Raw genomic sequence first — 15041 nt, 5'->3', positions numbered from 1 at the left:
GCAGTTGAGGCAGTTGAGGCAGTTGAGGCAGTTGAGGCAGTTGAGGCAGTTGAGGCAGTTGAGGCAGTTGAGGCAGTTGAGGCAGTTGAGGCAGTATCAGAATGGATTAAAAGAAAAGCCGGGACAAGCCCGGCTTTTTCTTTATCACTCAGCAGCTGCTTCAGCAGCGGCCGGGCGGTCTACCAGCTCAATATAAGCCATAGGGGCGTTGTCGCCTGCACGGAAACCGCATTTCAGAATGCGAGTATAACCGCCGGCGCGCTCCAGGTAGCGCGGGCCCAGTTCATTGAACAGCTTAGCCACGATCGCGTTATCGCGAGTACGGGCAAATGCCAGGCGACGATTAGCAACGCTATCAGTCTTGGCAAGGGTGATCAGCGGTTCAACTACACGACGCAGCTCTTTTGCCTTAGGCAGAGTCGTCTTGATGATCTCATGACGAACCAGGGAGCTGGCCATGTTGCGGAACATTGCCTGACGATGGCTGCTGTTCCGGTTCAGTTGACGACCACTCAAACGATGGCGCATGACCTTATCCTTCTAACTAAATCTGTGAAACCCGTAATCTGGATTACTCGTCAGCGATGCTGGCGGGCGGCCAGTTCTCAAGGCGCATGCCAAGAGACAGACCACGGGAGGCCAACACGTCCTTGATCTCAGTCAGGGACTTCTTACCGAGGTTAGGAGTCTTAAGCAACTCAACTTCGGTACGCTGTACCAGATCACCAATATAGTGGATAGCTTCTGCCTTCAGACAGTTCGCAGAACGAACTGTCAGCTCCAAATCATCGACAGGACGTAGCAGAATCGGATCAAACTCGGGTTTCTCTTCTTTCTTCTCGGGCACGCTGACATCGCGCAGATCCACGAAGGCTTCCAGTTGCTCGGCCAAGATAGTGGCAGAACGACGGATGGCTTCTTCAGGATCCAGGGTACCATTGGTCTCCATGTCGATGACCAGCTTGTCCAAGTCGGTACGCTGTTCCACACGTGCTGCCTCAACATTGTAGGCAATACGAACGATGGGGCTGAACGCGGAGTCCAGCAGCAGGCGACCAATAGGACGCTCTTCGTCATCGTTGTGAACACGAGCAGAAGCAGGCACATAACCACGACCGCGCTGAACTTTCAGGCGCATGCTGATTTCAGCATTGGCACCAGTCAGATGGCAGATTACGTGCTCCGGGTTTACGATCTCGACTTCATCACCGTGAGTGATATCACCAGCGGTAACGGGGCCTGTTCCAGACTTGGTCAGGGACAGAGTTACCTCGTCCTTGCCTTCCAGCTTCACAGCGATACCTTTCAGGTTGAGCAGGATTTCAAGAATGTCTTCCTGTACACCTTCTTTGCTGCTGTACTCATGCAGTACCCCGTCAATTTCGACTTCAGTAACTGCACAACCGGGCATAGATGACAGCAAAATACGACGCAGGGCGTTGCCCAGCGTGTGACCAAAGCCACGCTCGAGTGGCTCAAGAGTCACTTTCGCATGAGTCGGGCTAACTTGCTCGATGTCAACTAGCCGCGGTTTAAGAAAATCTGTTACAGAACCCAGCATTGTGTCCTCTCTTTAGAAGCTAGCTTTACTTGGAGTAAAGCTCGACGATCAGCTGTTCGTTAATGTCGGCAGACAGGTCGGAACGCTCTGGCAGACGCTTGAAAGCACCTTCCATTTTAGCGGCGTCAACCTCTACCCAAGTCGGCTTCTCACGCTGACCAGCAACTTCCAGGGAAGCTTTGATACGCGCTTGCTTCTTAGCCTTCTCACGAACGCAGATCACGTCCTCAGGGGAAACCTGGAAAGAAGGAATGTTCACAACGCGACCGTTTACCATGATGGCCTTGTGGCTCACCAGCTGACGAGATTCAGCACGGGTAGCGCCGAAGCCCATACGGTAAACAACGTTGTCCAAACGACCTTCCAGCAGCTGCAACAGGTTTTCACCGGTGTTACCCTTTTGACGGGCAGCGTCACGGTAGTAGTTGCGGAACTGTTTTTCCAATACGCCGTAGATACGACGAACTTTTTGTTTCTCGCGCAGCTGAACACCGTAGTCGGACAGACGCGCTTTACGCGCACCGTGCTGACCAGGGGCGGTGTCAATCTTGCACTTAGAATCAATCGCACGAACACCTGACTTCAGGAAGAGGTCGGTGCCCTCACGACGGCTAAGCTTAAGCTTAGGACCGATATATCTTGCCATCTTCTTTCTCCAACAATCCTAGACCAAGTAGCTACAGCGTTATACGCGGCGCTTCTTGGGAGGACGACAACCGTTGTGCGGGATCGGAGTCACATCAGTAATGTTAGTGATGCGGAAACCAGCCGCGTTCAGGGCGCGGATGGAAGACTCACGACCGGGACCCGGACCTTTGACCATGACTTCCAGGTTCTTGACGCCATATTCTTTGGCCATCTCACCAGCGCGCTCGGCAGCTACCTGAGCAGCGAACGGGGTGGACTTACGAGAACCACGGAAACCGGAACCACCAGAAGTAGCCCAAGACAGAGCATTGCCCTGACGGTCAGTAATGGTCACGATTGTGTTGTTGAAAGATGCATGAACGTGCGCAATACCGTCGCTCACTTGCTTTTTAACGCGCTTGCGAGCACGAGTCGGAGTTTTAGCCATTTTCTACCTTCCCGTTACTTCTTGATAGCCTTGCGCGGACCCTTACGGGTACGAGCGTTGGTCTTGGTACGTTGACCACGAACAGGCAGGCTACGACGGTGACGCAAACCACGGTAGCAACCCAGATCCATCAATCGCTTGATGTTCATGGAAATCTGACGACGCAGGTCACCTTCAACGGTGAATTTACCTACTTGCTCACGCAGACTCTCGATCTGAGCTTCGTCCAGGTCTTTAATTTTCACATTCTCAGCGATACCGGCTGCGGCACAGATGGCCTTGGAGCGGGTACGACCGACGCCATAAATCGCAGTCAAAGCGATGACTGCATGCTTATGGTCAGGAATGTTAATGCCAGCGATACGGGCCACTATTCACTCCTACATATAGTAGATTACGACCACCACAAAGCCCGTGAGCGGATACGTGGCGGTCAACCAATACACAACAAAAGTTGGCTGGCTATATTAGCCAGCACAACTATTTGTTGCAAGTACTAACCGTAAAAAATTAGCCTTGGCGCTGTTTATGCTTTGGCTCGCTGCAAATCACACGCACCACACCGTGACGCTTGATGATTTTGCAGTTACGGCAGATTGCCTTAACGGAAGCACGAACTTTCATTGCTTAACTCCGTAACTACGCCGACCTTTAGCGGCCGTAGCCCTTCAGGTTGGCCTTCCTCAGGACGTCACCATATTGATGAGACATCATATGGGTTTGTACCTGAGCCATGAAGTCCATGATAACTACCACGATAATCAGCAGCGAAGTGCCACCGAAGTAGAACTGTACGTTCCAGGCAGTCATCAAGAACTGGGGTACCAGACAGATAAAGGTTATATAGAGCGCACCTGCCAATGTCAGGCGAGTCATAACCTTATCGATGTAACGTGCTGTCTGCTCGCCCGGGCGAATCCCCGGGATAAAGGCTCCACTCTTCTTCAGATTATCTGCTGTCTCGCGGGGGTTGAACACCAGCGCGGTATAGAAGAAGCAGAAGAAGATAATGGCTGCTGCATACAGCATCTCGTAAAGCGGTTGACCCGGCTGCAGGACCATAGAGACCTGTTGCAGGATATCAGCTACTTTACCCTCGCCCTGACCAAACCAAGAGGTAATGGTCCCCGGGAAGAGGATGATACTGGATGCGAAAATCGCAGGAATCACACCAGCCATATTCACTTTCAACGGCAGGTGTGTGCTTTGCGCGGCAAATACCTGGCGGCCTTGTTGACGCTTGGCATAGTTAACGACAATACGACGCTGACCACGCTCCACGAACACCACAAAGTAAGTCACTGCGAAAACAATCAAGCCCAGCAACAACAACAGCAGGATGTGCAATTCCCCTTGACGTGCCTGTTCGGCCGTAGCGCCAATGGCATGCGGCAGACCAGCAACGATACCTGTGAAAATAATCAACGAGATACCATTACCAATCCCACGCTCGGTTATCTGCTCACCCAACCACATCAAAAACATGGTACCGGTGACCAGACTCACAACCGCTGTGAAATAGAAGCCCAGACCCGGATTAGTCACGAGTCCATGCATCATATTCGGCAGACCGGTTGCAATACCAATGGCCTGGAAAGTTCCCAAAACCAGCGTGCCCCAACGGGTATATTGGCTAATCTTGCGACGGCCGGATTCACCTTCTTTCTTGAGTTCAGCAAGAGCGGGGTGAACCACTGTCAGCAGCTGGATAATGATCGATGCCGAAATGTACGGCATGATCCCCAACGCAAGAATAGAAGCACGCGAGAGTGCACCACCACTGAACATGTTGAACATCTCAATGATGGTGCCCTTCTGTTGCTGGAACAACTCGGCCAGTACGGCGGCGTCAATACCAGGAATCGGCACATAAGAGCCTGCACGGAAAACGATAATCGCCCCGAGAACGAAGAGCAGACGGCTCTTCAGTTCACTCAGACCACCCTGTGCTTTAACATCCAATCCTGGTTTCTTAGCCATTGTACTGATTATTCCTCGATTTTACCGCCAGCGGCCTCGATGGCTGCGCGTGCACCTTTGGTGACGGACAGACCACGAACGGTCACAGCACGGTCAATGTTGCCTGACAGAACAACTTTAGCGAACACGATGTTCTTAGTAACAACACCGGCTTGCTTCAGAGTGCTCAGGTCGACCACATCACCTTCTACCAGGGCGATTTCGTTCAGACGCACTTCGGCAGAAACCAAAGATTTGCGAGAGAAGAAACCGAACTTCGGCAGACGGATTTTCAAAGGCATCTGGCCACCTTCGAAACCGTTGCGAACTTTGCCGCCACCGGAACGAGAGGTTTGGCCTTTAACACCACGACCACCAGTCTTGCCCAAGCCGGAGCCGATACCACGACCACGACGTTGTTTTTCAGGCTTGGAACCAGCGGCCGGAGACAGAGTGTTCAGACGCATGCTTAGCCCTCCACCTTAACCATGTAATAAACCTGGTTGATCATGCCGCGTACGCAAGGAGTATCTTCCAGCTCAACGGTGTGACCAATGCGACGCAGACCCAGACCACGCAGAGTCGCCTTGTGCTTTGGCAGACGGCCGATAGAGCTGCGAGTTTGAGTTACTTTTACAGTGTTAGCCATGTCGCATTACCCCAGAATTTCTTCAACGCGCAGACCACGCTTGGCAGCGATCTGTTCCGGTGATTGACCGTGAACCAGAGCGTCTACAGTAGCGCGAACAACGTTGATTGGGTTGGTGGAACCGTAGGTCTTGGCCAGCACGTTGTGGATACCGGCAACTTCCAGAACAGCACGCATAGCGCCGCCTGCAATGATACCAGTACCTTGGGAGGCCGGCTTCATGAACACGGTGGAGCCAGAGTGAACACCACGCACCGGGTGGTGCAGAGTGCCGTTGTTCAGCTCAACCTTGTTCAGGTTACGCTTAGCCTGTTCCATTGCTTTTTGAATAGCAGCCGGAACTTCACGGGCTTTACCGTAACCGTAACCTACACGGCCGTTACCATCACCCACCACGGTCAACGCGGTGAAGGACATGATACGACCACCTTTAACAGTTTTCGAAACACGGTTTACTGCAATGAGCTTTTCTTGCAGTTCGCCGGCTTGAGATTCGACTTTAGCCATCTTCGACTCCTAGCTTAGAACTGAAGACCAGCGTCACGTGCGGCAGCTGCCAGGGCAGCGATGCGACCGTGATACTTGAAACCGGAACGATCGAAAGATACGTTCTGAACGCCTTTGGCAATAGCACGCTCAGCGATAGCCTTACCTACAGCGGTAGCAGCATCTGCGTTACCGGTGTATTTCAGAGCTTCACTGATGGCTTTCTCTACTGTGGAAGCAGAGGCCAGAACTTCGGAACCGTTGGCTGCAATAACCTGCGCATAGATATGACGCGGGGTACGGTGAACAACCAGACGGGTAGCTCCCAATTCCTGCATCTTTTTCCGAGCACGAGTAGCACGACGGAGACGAGCTGCTTTCTTGTCCATAGTGTTACCTTACTTCTTCTTAGCTTCTTTAGTACGCACTTGCTCGTTGGCATAGCGTACACCCTTGCCCTTGTAGGGCTCCGGAGCGCGGTAAGCACGGATATCGGCGGCGACTTGGCCAACCAGCTGCTTGTCGACGCCACGCAGAACGATTTCTGTAGCAGTCGGGCACTCAGCGGTCACACCAGCCGGCAGCGCATGCTCTACCGGGTGAGAGAAGCCCAGAGCCAGCGCAACAGCATTGCCCTTGATGGAGGCTTTATAACCTACACCAACCAGCTGCAGCTTGCGCTCGAAGCCTTGGGTAACACCGATTACCATGTTGTTGACCAATGCACGGGCAGTACCGGCCTGAGCGTCAGCACCAGCGATGCTGCCGCGCGGGGCGAACTTCAGTACATTGTCTTCTTTGGTCACTTCTACACCGGCGTGAATAGAGCGAACCAGAGAACCTTTACCACCTTTGATGGTCAGTTCCTGGCCGTTCAGAGTCACCTCTACGCCAGCAGGAATAGTGACGGGTGCCTTAGCAACACGAGACATTTCCTACCTCCTATTAAGCGACGTAGCAGATGATCTCACCGCCCATGCTTGCTTTGCGAGCAGCACGGTCAGTCATCACACCTTTAGACGTGGACACGATAGCAACACCGAGACCGCCCATAACTTTCGGCAGATCAGTAGTGCGCTTGTAAATACGCAGGCCTGGACGGCTTACGCGTTGGATCAGTTCTACAACTGGCTTGCCCTGGAAATATTTCAGTTCAATTTCCAGTTCCGGCTTCACGTCACCAGCTACGGAGTAGCCAGCGATGTAACCTTCTTCTTTCAGCACTTTGGCGATAGCCACTTTCAGCTTGGAAGAAGGCATGGAAACCGCAACTTTGCTCGCCGCCTGACCGTTACGGATGCGGGTCAGCATATCCGCGATCGGATCTTGCATGCTCATAAGTCTAACTCCCGAGATTCGTTACCAAGAAGCCTTCTTCAGGCCCGGAATTTCGCCCTTCATGGCATGCTCACGCACCTTGATGCGAGACAGGCCAAACTTGCGCAGGAAACCGTGCGGACGACCAGTAATATTGCAACGGTTACGCTGGCGGGACGGACTGGAATCACGGGGCAGCTGTTGCAGTTGCAGTACAGCATCCCAACGCGCTTCTTCAGAAGCGTTCATGTCAACGATGATAGCTTTCAGCTCGGCACGCTTGGTCGCGTACTTGGCTACCAGCTTGGCACGCTTTGCTTCGCGCGCTTTCATGGATGTTTTAGCCATAACCCTAACCTTACTTGCGGAATGGGAAGTTAAAGGCAGCCAGCAGAGCACGGCCTTCTTCATCGGTATTCGCGGAAGTGGTGATGGTGATATCCAGACCACGGACGCGATCGACTTTGTCATAGTCGATTTCCGGGAAGATGATCTGCTCACGCACGCCCATGGAGTAGTTACCACGACCGTCGAACGCTTTAGCGTTCAGGCCACGGAAGTCACGGATACGCGGTACGGAGATGCAGATCAGCCGTTCCAGGAACTCCCACATACGCTCGCCACGCAGGGTTACTTTACAACCTATCGGGTAGCCTTCACGAATCTTGAAGCCCGCAACAGATTTGCGAGCTTTGGTGATCAGCGGCTTCTGACCGGAAATGGCAGCCATATCGGCAGCAGCATTTTCCAGCAATTTCTTGTCAGAGATCGCTTCACCAACACCCATGTTCAGGGTGATTTTCTCGATCCGAGGGACTTGCATGATAGTCTTGTAACCGAACTGCTTGGACAGTTCATTTACTACATCGGATTTGTAGTAATCATGCAGTTTCGCCATCGTTAAACTCCAATTACTTCACAAGTTCGCCGGTGGATTTGAAGAAACGGACTTTTTTGCCGTCTTCAATCCGGAAACCAACGCGGTCAGCTTTGCCAGTGGCAGAGTTGAACAGCGCTACGTTTGATACATCGATGGGGGCTTCTTTGGTGACGATACCGCCAGCCTGACCCAGTGCGGGTACCGGCTTCTGGTGTTTCTTCACCTGGTTGATGCCTTCCACGATTACCTTACCTTTTGCAATCAGGACTTGAGTGACTTTGCCACGCTTGCCCTTGTCTTTGCCGGTAAGAACAATCACTTCGTCTTCGCGACGGATTTTAGCTGCCATCGTTCGACTCCTTACAGTACTTCGGGTGCCAGGGACACAATCTTCATGAACTTCTCATTACGCAGTTCACGGGTCACCGGGCCAAAAATACGAGTACCGATTGGCTGTTGGTTGTTGTTAAGCAACACAGCCGCATTGTTGTCGAAACGGATGACAGAGCCGTCCGGACGACGAACGCCTTTACGGGTGCGTACGACCACCGCGTTATACACATCACCTTTCTTCACTTTACCGCGAGGAATGGCTTCCTTGATGGAAACCTTGATGATGTCGCCGATGCCGGCGTAACGGCGGTGCGAGCCACCCAGAACCTTAATACACATTACACTGCGAGCGCCGGAGTTGTCGGCAACACCCAGCATACTTTGCATCTGGATCATCTTAGTGCTCCGCTTTGTTTACTTCTTATCCCTAATGGGATCTGGCTGCCTTCAAAAGGCGCGAAACTATAACACAGGATTTTCAGAAAAGGTAGCCTAAAAAACAAACGGCCCCTGAAAGGGGCCGCTTGGACTACAAAGTACCGATTAGGCCTTTTCTACAACGGCAACCAGGGTCCAGGACTTGGTCTTGGACAGCGGGCGGCATTCGCGGATTTCCACGAGGTCGCCAGCTTTGCACTCGTTGTTTTCGTCATGCACGTGCAGCTTGGTAGTGCGCTTGATGATCTTACCGTAGATCGGGTGCTTTACCTTGCGCTCGATAGCAACAGTGATGGACTTGTCCATCTTGTCGCTGATTACACGACCTTGCAGAGTACGGATCTTGTCAGTCATTACGCACCTGCCTTCTCAGTCAGTACAGTCTTGATACGTGCGACGTCACGACGCACTTGTTTCAGAGTGTGAGTCTGAGCCAGCTGGCCGGTGGACGCTTGCATGCGCATGTTGAATTGCTCACGCAGCAGGCCCAGCAGCTCCTGGTTCAGTTCTTCGACGCTCTTTTGACGCAGATCTTGGGCTTTCATCACATCACCGTCTTAATTACGAAAGTGGTCTGAACAGACAGCTTAGCTGCGGCCAGGGCAAACGCTTCACGCGCCAGAGCCTCAGGTACACCGTCCATCTCGTACAGAACCTTGCCAGGCTGGATCGGGCAAACCCAGTATTCCACGTTACCCTTACCTTTACCCATACGAACTTCGAGGGGCTTTTCGGTGATGGGCTTGTCCGGGAACACACGGATCCAGATCTTACCTTGACGCTTAACGTGACGGGTCATGGCACGACGGGCTGCTTCGATTTGACGAGCAGTCAGTTGACCACGGGATGTCGCCTTCAGGCCAAAGGTACCGAAGGATACTTCGTTACCAGAGGTGGCCAGACCGCGGTTACGACCCTTGTGGGTCTTGCGGAATTTAGTACGCTTAGGTTGCAACATTTACCGAATCTCCTTACTTAGCAGCGCGGCGCTTGTTGTCACGCTTGGGCTTTGCAGGAGCTTGCTCTTGAGCAGCGGCAGCGTTAACAGCAGCCAGACCGCCCAGAACTTCGCCCTTGAAGATCCAAACTTTAACGCCGATCACACCGTAAGTGGTGTGGGCTTCAGAAGTTGCGTAGTCGATGTCGGCACGCAGGGTGTGCAACGGCACACGACCTTCACGGTACCATTCGGTACGCGCGATTTCAGCGCCGCCCAGACGACCGGAAACTTCCACTTTGATGCCCTTGGCACCCAGGCGCATTGCGTTCTGTACGGCGCGCTTCATAGCACGACGGAACATTACACGACGCTCCAGCTGGGAAGTGATGCTGTCGGCAACGAGTTTGCCATCCAGCTCCGGCTTGCGGACTTCGGAAATGTTGATCTGAGCAGGCACGCCAGCAATAGTGGCTACAGCTTTGCGCAGCTTCTCAACGTCTTCGCCTTTCTTACCGATTACAACACCCGGACGAGCAGTGTGAATGGTCACACGGATGCTCTTGGCCGGACGCTCAATGGTGATCTTGGACAAGGACGCGTTTTTCAGTTCCTTGGTCAGGAACTGGCGTACTTGAAAATCGCTGTACAGGTTGTCAGCGAAGTCTTTGGTGTTCGCGAACCAGGTAGAATTCCAAGGCTTGGTAATACCCAGGCGAATGCCATTAGGATGTACTTTCTGACCCATTGCTTATCTCCCAGCCTTAGCGTCGGATACCACTACAGTGATGTGAGCGGTACGCTTGAGGATACGATCCGCACGACCTTTGGCACGCGGACGGATGCGCTTCATGGAGGGACCTTCGTCGACCATGATAGTAGCAACACGCAGCGCGTCGATATCGGCGCCTTCGTTGTGCTCAGCGTTTGCAATGGCAGATTCCAGCACTTTCTTAACCAGCACTGCAGCCTTTTTCGGGCTGAAGGTCAGGATATTCAGAGCCTTGTCTACGGACAGACCACGTACTTGATCGGCTACCAGACGAGCTTTCTGGGCAGAAGTACGGGCATAACGGTGTTTAGCGATAGCTTCCATCATTTATCCCTTAGCGCTTCTTAGCCTTCTTATCAGCAGCATGGCCGCGATAAGTACGAGTCGGTGCGAATTCACCCAGTTTGTGACCGATCATTTCTTCGGTAACGAAAACCGGAACGTGCTGACGACCATTATGGACAGCGATGGTCAAACCGATCATGTTCGGGATGATCATTGAACGACGGGACCAGGTTTTAACCGGCTTTTTATCCCCGCTTTCCACCGCTTTCTCTACCTTCTTCAGCAAGTGCAGGTCAATAAATGGACCCTTCTTGAGAGAACGTGGCATGGTGATTCCTCTATGTTAACAATTACTTGTTACGACGACGTACGATGTACTTGTCGGTACGCTTGTTCTTACGGGTCTTGAAGCCTTTAGCCTTCTGGCCCCATGGGGACACAGGCTGCATGCCCTTGTTACGACCCTCACCACCACCGTGCGGGTGGTCAACCGGGTTCATCGCCATACCGCGAACGGTCGGACGAATACCACGCCAGCGGTTTGCACCGGCTTTACCCAGTTGACGCAACATGTGCTCGGAGTTACCGACTTCACCGATGGTAGCGCGGCACTCGGCCAGAACTTTACGTACTTCGCCGGAACGCAGACGCAGAGTTACATAGTTACCTTCACGAGCCAGGATCTGGATGAAAGTACCAGCGGAACGAGCCAGCTGGGCACCTTTACCAGGCTTCATCTCTACAGCGTGAACGGTAGAACCAACCGGGATGTTGCGCATCGGCAGGGCGTTACCTACCTTGATGGCTGCATCAGCACCAGAAGCGATCGCGTCACCAGCTTTCAGGCCTTTCGGAGCCAGGATGTAACGACGCTCACCGTCTGCATACAACACCAGAGCGATGTTAGCGGTACGGTTCGGATCGTATTCCAGGCGCTCTACTTTAGCCGGGATACCGTCTTTGTCGCGCTTGAAGTCGACGATACGGTAGTGCTGCTTGTGACCACCACCGATATGACGGGTAGTGATACGGCCGTTGTTGTTACGACCACCGGACTTGCTTTTGCTGTCCAGCAGAGCGGCGAAGGGCTTGCCCTTGTACAGCTCTTGATTGACGATCTTGACGACGTGGCGGCGGCCCGGAGAAGTAGGCTTGCACTTAACGATTGCCATTTTTGAGAACTCCTCTTACTCGGCTGCGCCCATGAAGTCGATGTCCTGACCAGCTTTCAGGGTCACATAAGCCTTTTTCCAATCGGAACGACGGCCTACGCGTGCACCTGCGCGCTTGGTCTTACCCTTCATGTTCAGGGTACGGACGGTCTCAACTTCGACCTCGAACAGTTTCGCAACTGCAGCTTTGACTTCCGCCTTGGTAGCATCAACAGCAACTTTGAACACGATAGTGTTCTGCTTTTCTGCAACCATGGTGCTCTTTTCAGAGATGTGCGGAGCCTTCAGAACTTTCAGCAGACGCTCTTCACGGATCATGCCAGCATCTCCTCGATTTGCTTAACTGCGTCAGCAGTCATCAGAACCTTGTCGAAAGCGATCAGGCTGACCGGGTCGATACCGGCAACGTCACGCACGTCAACTTTGTACAGGTTGCGAGCAGCCAGGAACAGGTTCTCATCGACTTCAGCAGTCACGATCAGAACGTCAGTCAGTTCCATTTCTTTCAGCTTGGCGATCAGTTCTTTGGTCTTCGGCGCTTCGATGCCGAACTTCTCAACAACGATCAGGCGCTCTTGACGTACCAGCTCGGACAGAATGCTACGGATAGCGCCGCGGTACATCTTCTTGTTTACTTTCTGGCTGTGATCTTGCGGCTTAGCAGCAAAAGTCACACCACCGGAACGCCAGATGGGCGAACGGATGGAGCCAGCACGGGCACGACCAGTACCCTTCTGACGCCACGGCTTTTTGCCGCCACCAGACACTTCAGAGCGAGTCAGCTGCGCACGAGTACCCTGACGGGCACCAGCGGCATATGCAACGACGACCTGGTGAACCAGAGCTTCGTTGAATTCGCGCCCGAAGGTAGTCTCGGAAACTTCAAGAGCGCTCTTGGCGTCTTTCATTACCAATTCCATTACTATCTCCTCAGACGTTACGCTTTGACGGCAGGTTTGACGATCACGTTGCCGTTGGTTGCACCCGGTACTGCACCTTTGATGAGCAGCAGGTTGCGTTCAGCGTCAACACGAACCAGTTCCAGGTTCTGAGTCGTTACACGCTCAGCACCCATGTGACCAGCCATCTTTTTGCCCTTGAATACACGACCCGGAGTCTGGTTCTGACCGATAGAACCCGGAACGCGGTGAGACAAGGAGTTACCGTGGGTCATATCCTGGGTGCGGAAGTTGTGGCGCTTAACAGTACCAGCAAAGCCCTTACCTTTGGATGTGCCGGTAACGTCTACCAGCTTAACGTCAGCGAGAAGATCTACTTTCAGCTCGCTACCAACAGTGAAAGTTTCACCGTTGTTCAGGCGGAATTCCCACAGACCGCGACCGGCTTCTACACCAGCTTTGGCGAAGTGGCCAGCTTCCGGCTTGGTCACACGGCTGGCTTTCTTGGCGCCAGTGGTAACCTGAATAGCGTTGTAGCCGTCGGTTTCTACAGATTTGACCTGAGTTACACGGTTAGCTTCAACTTCGATAACAGTCACCGGGATAGAAACGCCATCTTCAGTGAAGATGCGAGTCATACCCACTTTGCGACCTACAAGACCGATTGTCATTGTTATCAACCTCTTTCCGTAATTAACCCAGGCTGATCTGGACGTCTACACCAGCTGCCAGATCCAGACGCATCAGGGCGTCTACGGTCTTGTCAGTCGGCTCAACGATGTCTACCAGACGCTTGTGAGTGCGGATCTCGTACTGATCACGCGCATCTTTGTTGACGTGCGGGGAGATCAGGACGGTGAAGCGCTCTTTGCGAGTCGGCAGCGGAATAGGACCGCGAACCTGCGCGCCAGTGCGCTTAGCAGTTTCAACGATTTCCGCAGTGGATTGATCAATCAGGCGATGATCAAAAGCCTTCAGGCGGATACGGATTCTTTGGTTCTGCATTGACAGAGCTCCAATAGATAAAAGAACATAAATCAACACCGCCCGACCGAGATTTCTCCCGCCAGAGGTGTGATTTTTCACGTTTCCCCCCATATCGGGAGGACTGTATGGCTGGCTCCTGTAAACAGGAAACTCAGCAGCAGACATATCGTCTGGCTTACCTCATGGGTAAGCGGAGGGGATTATACGGATTTTTCAAATTTGCGCAAGGGAGAACGAACAGATTATGCGCAGTTTTATGTGACAGATGGATCTCGCCTGCGGCAACGCACTCTGCTGCCAACACCCAAGTAACGACAATGTTACAAGCAGACTGGTAGACTGTGCGCTTGCCTCTGTCAGTGGAACGACATCCCATGCTCAAAGATCAAAAGAAAGCCTATCAGTATGGCCTTTGCGCCGTTGCCCTCTGGTCGACGGTCGCCACAGCCTTCAAGATCTCCCTCGCCTATTTCGAACCTGTGCAACTGTTGCTTGTGGCAGCCTTCACATCGACTCTCACGCTGACAGGCGTCGTCGCCAAACAGGGCAAACTGCCGCTGCTGGGGAGCTACATCAAGGCCCGCCCTTTCTATTATCTGACTCTGGGCGTGCTGAATCCCTTTCTCTATTACCTGTTGCTGTTCAAAGCCTATGATCTGCTGCCTGCCCAGCAGGCACAGACCCTCAACTACACTTGGGCCATTACCCTCAGTCTGCTGGCCGTCCCCTTCCTCGGCCAGAAGCTGCGTCGGCGTGATGGCGTCGCTATCGTGCTGGGGTATTTTGGCGCGCTGGTGATCGCCACCAGAGGGGATGTATTCGGCCTCCAGTTCGACAGCCCCCTCGGCGTGACGCTGGCGCTGGTCTCGACCCTCATCTGGGCCAGCTACTGGATCCTCAACACCCGCAATCAGGGCGATCCCATCGTCAGCCTGTTGCTCGGCTTTATGATCAGCCTGCCTTTTATCGTCGTTGCAACCTGGTTGCTCTCCGATTTTGCCATGACCGCCTGGCAGGGATGGGCTGGTGCCATCTATGTGGGACTGTTCGAAATGGGCTTCGGTTTCGTGCTCTGGCTGATGGCGCTGCGCCATGCCACCAACACGGCCCCCATCAGCAACCTCATTTTCATCTCGCCGTTTGCCTCACTGGTGCTGCTCAATCTGCTGATCGGCGAAGCCATCCATCCGGCCACCCCCATCGGGTTGGCGCTCATCGTTGCCGCCCTGTTGATCCAGCAGCTCAAGTACGGCAAACGCTATCGAGCATCAGTCGAAACCAAGAGCTGACC

General features: G+C 53.3%; 29 protein-coding genes. 1 reads left to right on the top strand and 28 read right to left on the bottom strand.

Features of this window, described 5'->3' with window-relative positions:
* Positions 1 to 144: 144 nt before the first annotated feature.
* The 28 genes from rplQ to rpsJ form a co-directional block, all read right to left on the bottom strand.
* Entirely contained in the window at positions 145 to 528 is a 384-nt protein-coding gene (gene rplQ / locus AB5Y86_RS01690; RefSeq protein WP_005307999.1) for a 50S ribosomal protein L17, read from the bottom strand.
* Between the two features lie 43 nt (positions 529 to 571).
* Complete coding sequence (gene rpoA / locus AB5Y86_RS01685) at positions 572 to 1561, bottom strand: DNA-directed RNA polymerase subunit alpha (RefSeq protein ID WP_005307997.1); 990 nt, start codon at positions 1559 to 1561, stop codon at positions 572 to 574.
* 25 nt (positions 1562 to 1586) lie between these two features.
* The gene (gene rpsD / locus AB5Y86_RS01680; RefSeq protein ID WP_005340600.1) at positions 1587 to 2207 is read right to left on the bottom strand and encodes a 30S ribosomal protein S4; all 621 of its coding nucleotides are present in this window, start codon (positions 2205 to 2207) and stop codon (positions 1587 to 1589) included.
* Between the two features lie 39 nt (positions 2208 to 2246).
* The gene (gene rpsK / locus AB5Y86_RS01675) at positions 2247 to 2636 is read right to left on the bottom strand and encodes a 30S ribosomal protein S11 (RefSeq protein ID WP_005307993.1); all 390 of its coding nucleotides are present in this window, start codon (positions 2634 to 2636) and stop codon (positions 2247 to 2249) included.
* A gap of 14 nt (positions 2637 to 2650) precedes the next feature.
* The gene (gene rpsM, locus AB5Y86_RS01670; protein WP_005307991.1) at positions 2651 to 3007 is read right to left on the bottom strand and encodes a 30S ribosomal protein S13; all 357 of its coding nucleotides are present in this window, start codon (positions 3005 to 3007) and stop codon (positions 2651 to 2653) included.
* A gap of 139 nt (positions 3008 to 3146) precedes the next feature.
* Positions 3147 to 3260: a 50S ribosomal protein L36 gene (gene rpmJ, locus AB5Y86_RS01665; RefSeq protein ID WP_005319705.1), complete on the bottom strand. Its 114-nt coding sequence runs from the start codon at positions 3258 to 3260 to the stop codon at positions 3147 to 3149.
* 27 nt (positions 3261 to 3287) lie between these two features.
* Positions 3288 to 4616, bottom strand: a complete 1329-nt coding sequence (secY, locus tag AB5Y86_RS01660) for a preprotein translocase subunit SecY (protein ID WP_005340602.1) — start codon at positions 4614 to 4616, stop codon at positions 3288 to 3290.
* An 8-nt stretch (positions 4617 to 4624) separates the two neighbouring features.
* A complete protein-coding gene (gene rplO / locus AB5Y86_RS01655) occupies positions 4625 to 5062 on the bottom strand; it encodes a 50S ribosomal protein L15 (protein WP_005340604.1) in 438 nt (145 codons plus the stop codon).
* A gap of 2 nt (positions 5063 to 5064) precedes the next feature.
* Entirely contained in the window at positions 5065 to 5244 is a 180-nt protein-coding gene (gene rpmD, locus AB5Y86_RS01650) for a 50S ribosomal protein L30 (protein ID WP_005307985.1), read from the bottom strand.
* 6 nt (positions 5245 to 5250) lie between these two features.
* Complete coding sequence (rpsE, locus tag AB5Y86_RS01645) at positions 5251 to 5751, bottom strand: 30S ribosomal protein S5 (protein WP_005340605.1); 501 nt, start codon at positions 5749 to 5751, stop codon at positions 5251 to 5253.
* Positions 5752 to 5765: 14 nt separating this feature from the next.
* A complete protein-coding gene (rplR, locus tag AB5Y86_RS01640) occupies positions 5766 to 6119 on the bottom strand; it encodes a 50S ribosomal protein L18 (RefSeq protein WP_005340606.1) in 354 nt (117 codons plus the stop codon).
* A gap of 9 nt (positions 6120 to 6128) precedes the next feature.
* On the bottom strand, positions 6129 to 6662 hold the full coding sequence (gene rplF / locus AB5Y86_RS01635; RefSeq protein ID WP_005340607.1) for a 50S ribosomal protein L6: 534 nt from the start codon (positions 6660 to 6662) through the stop codon (positions 6129 to 6131).
* A 13-nt stretch (positions 6663 to 6675) separates the two neighbouring features.
* Positions 6676 to 7068, bottom strand: coding sequence for a 30S ribosomal protein S8 (gene rpsH / locus AB5Y86_RS01630; RefSeq protein ID WP_005307980.1), 393 nt, complete (start codon positions 7066 to 7068; stop codon positions 6676 to 6678).
* A gap of 21 nt (positions 7069 to 7089) precedes the next feature.
* Positions 7090 to 7395: a 30S ribosomal protein S14 gene (rpsN, locus tag AB5Y86_RS01625; RefSeq protein ID WP_005340609.1), complete on the bottom strand. Its 306-nt coding sequence runs from the start codon at positions 7393 to 7395 to the stop codon at positions 7090 to 7092.
* A gap of 10 nt (positions 7396 to 7405) precedes the next feature.
* Complete coding sequence (rplE, locus tag AB5Y86_RS01620) at positions 7406 to 7945, bottom strand: 50S ribosomal protein L5 (RefSeq protein WP_005331162.1); 540 nt, start codon at positions 7943 to 7945, stop codon at positions 7406 to 7408.
* Positions 7946 to 7958: 13 nt separating this feature from the next.
* Positions 7959 to 8276 carry a 50S ribosomal protein L24 gene (gene rplX / locus AB5Y86_RS01615; RefSeq protein ID WP_005307977.1) on the bottom strand — a complete coding sequence of 106 codons (318 nt, stop codon included), beginning with the start codon at positions 8274 to 8276 and terminating at the stop codon, positions 7959 to 7961.
* An 11-nt stretch (positions 8277 to 8287) separates the two neighbouring features.
* A complete protein-coding gene (gene rplN / locus AB5Y86_RS01610) occupies positions 8288 to 8656 on the bottom strand; it encodes a 50S ribosomal protein L14 (protein ID WP_005307975.1) in 369 nt (122 codons plus the stop codon).
* A gap of 147 nt (positions 8657 to 8803) precedes the next feature.
* Complete coding sequence (gene rpsQ, locus AB5Y86_RS01605) at positions 8804 to 9052, bottom strand: 30S ribosomal protein S17 (protein ID WP_005307966.1); 249 nt, start codon at positions 9050 to 9052, stop codon at positions 8804 to 8806.
* A complete protein-coding gene (rpmC, locus tag AB5Y86_RS01600) occupies positions 9052 to 9243 on the bottom strand; it encodes a 50S ribosomal protein L29 (RefSeq protein ID WP_005307965.1) in 192 nt (63 codons plus the stop codon). The genes rpsQ and rpmC overlap by 1 nt, the downstream gene beginning before the upstream one ends.
* Entirely contained in the window at positions 9243 to 9656 is a 414-nt protein-coding gene (gene rplP, locus AB5Y86_RS01595; RefSeq protein ID WP_005340612.1) for a 50S ribosomal protein L16, read from the bottom strand. Before rplP ends, rpmC begins: the two co-directional genes overlap by 1 nt.
* Before the next feature lie 13 nt (positions 9657 to 9669).
* A complete protein-coding gene (gene rpsC, locus AB5Y86_RS01590) occupies positions 9670 to 10383 on the bottom strand; it encodes a 30S ribosomal protein S3 (protein WP_005307962.1) in 714 nt (237 codons plus the stop codon).
* A gap of 3 nt (positions 10384 to 10386) precedes the next feature.
* A complete protein-coding gene (gene rplV / locus AB5Y86_RS01585; RefSeq protein ID WP_005319741.1) occupies positions 10387 to 10731 on the bottom strand; it encodes a 50S ribosomal protein L22 in 345 nt (114 codons plus the stop codon).
* Positions 10732 to 10741: 10 nt separating this feature from the next.
* Complete coding sequence (gene rpsS / locus AB5Y86_RS01580; protein WP_005307960.1) at positions 10742 to 11020, bottom strand: 30S ribosomal protein S19; 279 nt, start codon at positions 11018 to 11020, stop codon at positions 10742 to 10744.
* 22 nt (positions 11021 to 11042) lie between these two features.
* Positions 11043 to 11864, bottom strand: coding sequence for a 50S ribosomal protein L2 (gene rplB / locus AB5Y86_RS01575; protein ID WP_005340614.1), 822 nt, complete (start codon positions 11862 to 11864; stop codon positions 11043 to 11045).
* Between the two features lie 15 nt (positions 11865 to 11879).
* Entirely contained in the window at positions 11880 to 12179 is a 300-nt protein-coding gene (gene rplW, locus AB5Y86_RS01570) for a 50S ribosomal protein L23 (protein WP_342690021.1), read from the bottom strand.
* Positions 12179 to 12784 carry a 50S ribosomal protein L4 gene (gene rplD / locus AB5Y86_RS01565; protein WP_005340616.1) on the bottom strand — a complete coding sequence of 202 codons (606 nt, stop codon included), beginning with the start codon at positions 12782 to 12784 and terminating at the stop codon, positions 12179 to 12181. Before rplD ends, rplW begins: the two co-directional genes overlap by 1 nt.
* A 17-nt stretch (positions 12785 to 12801) precedes the next feature.
* Positions 12802 to 13434 carry a 50S ribosomal protein L3 gene (rplC, locus tag AB5Y86_RS01560; RefSeq protein ID WP_005340620.1) on the bottom strand — a complete coding sequence of 211 codons (633 nt, stop codon included), beginning with the start codon at positions 13432 to 13434 and terminating at the stop codon, positions 12802 to 12804.
* Positions 13435 to 13456: 22 nt separating this feature from the next.
* Positions 13457 to 13768 (bottom strand): 30S ribosomal protein S10, encoded by a 312-nt coding sequence (rpsJ, locus tag AB5Y86_RS01555; RefSeq protein WP_005307944.1) that lies wholly within the window; start codon positions 13766 to 13768, stop codon positions 13457 to 13459.
* A gap of 356 nt (positions 13769 to 14124) precedes the next feature.
* Here rpsJ and AB5Y86_RS01550 point away from each other — a divergent pair, with 356 nt between their 5' ends.
* Positions 14125 to 15039 (top strand): DMT family transporter, encoded by a 915-nt coding sequence (locus tag AB5Y86_RS01550; protein WP_368191879.1) that lies wholly within the window; start codon positions 14125 to 14127, stop codon positions 15037 to 15039.
* The last annotated feature ends 2 nt before the right edge of the window (positions 15040 to 15041 follow it).

The organism is Aeromonas sp. s8 (assembly GCF_040907785.1).
Lineage (GTDB): Bacteria > Pseudomonadota > Gammaproteobacteria > Enterobacterales > Aeromonadaceae > Aeromonas > Aeromonas veronii.
This window is presented reverse-complemented; position numbering and strand designations above follow the sequence as displayed.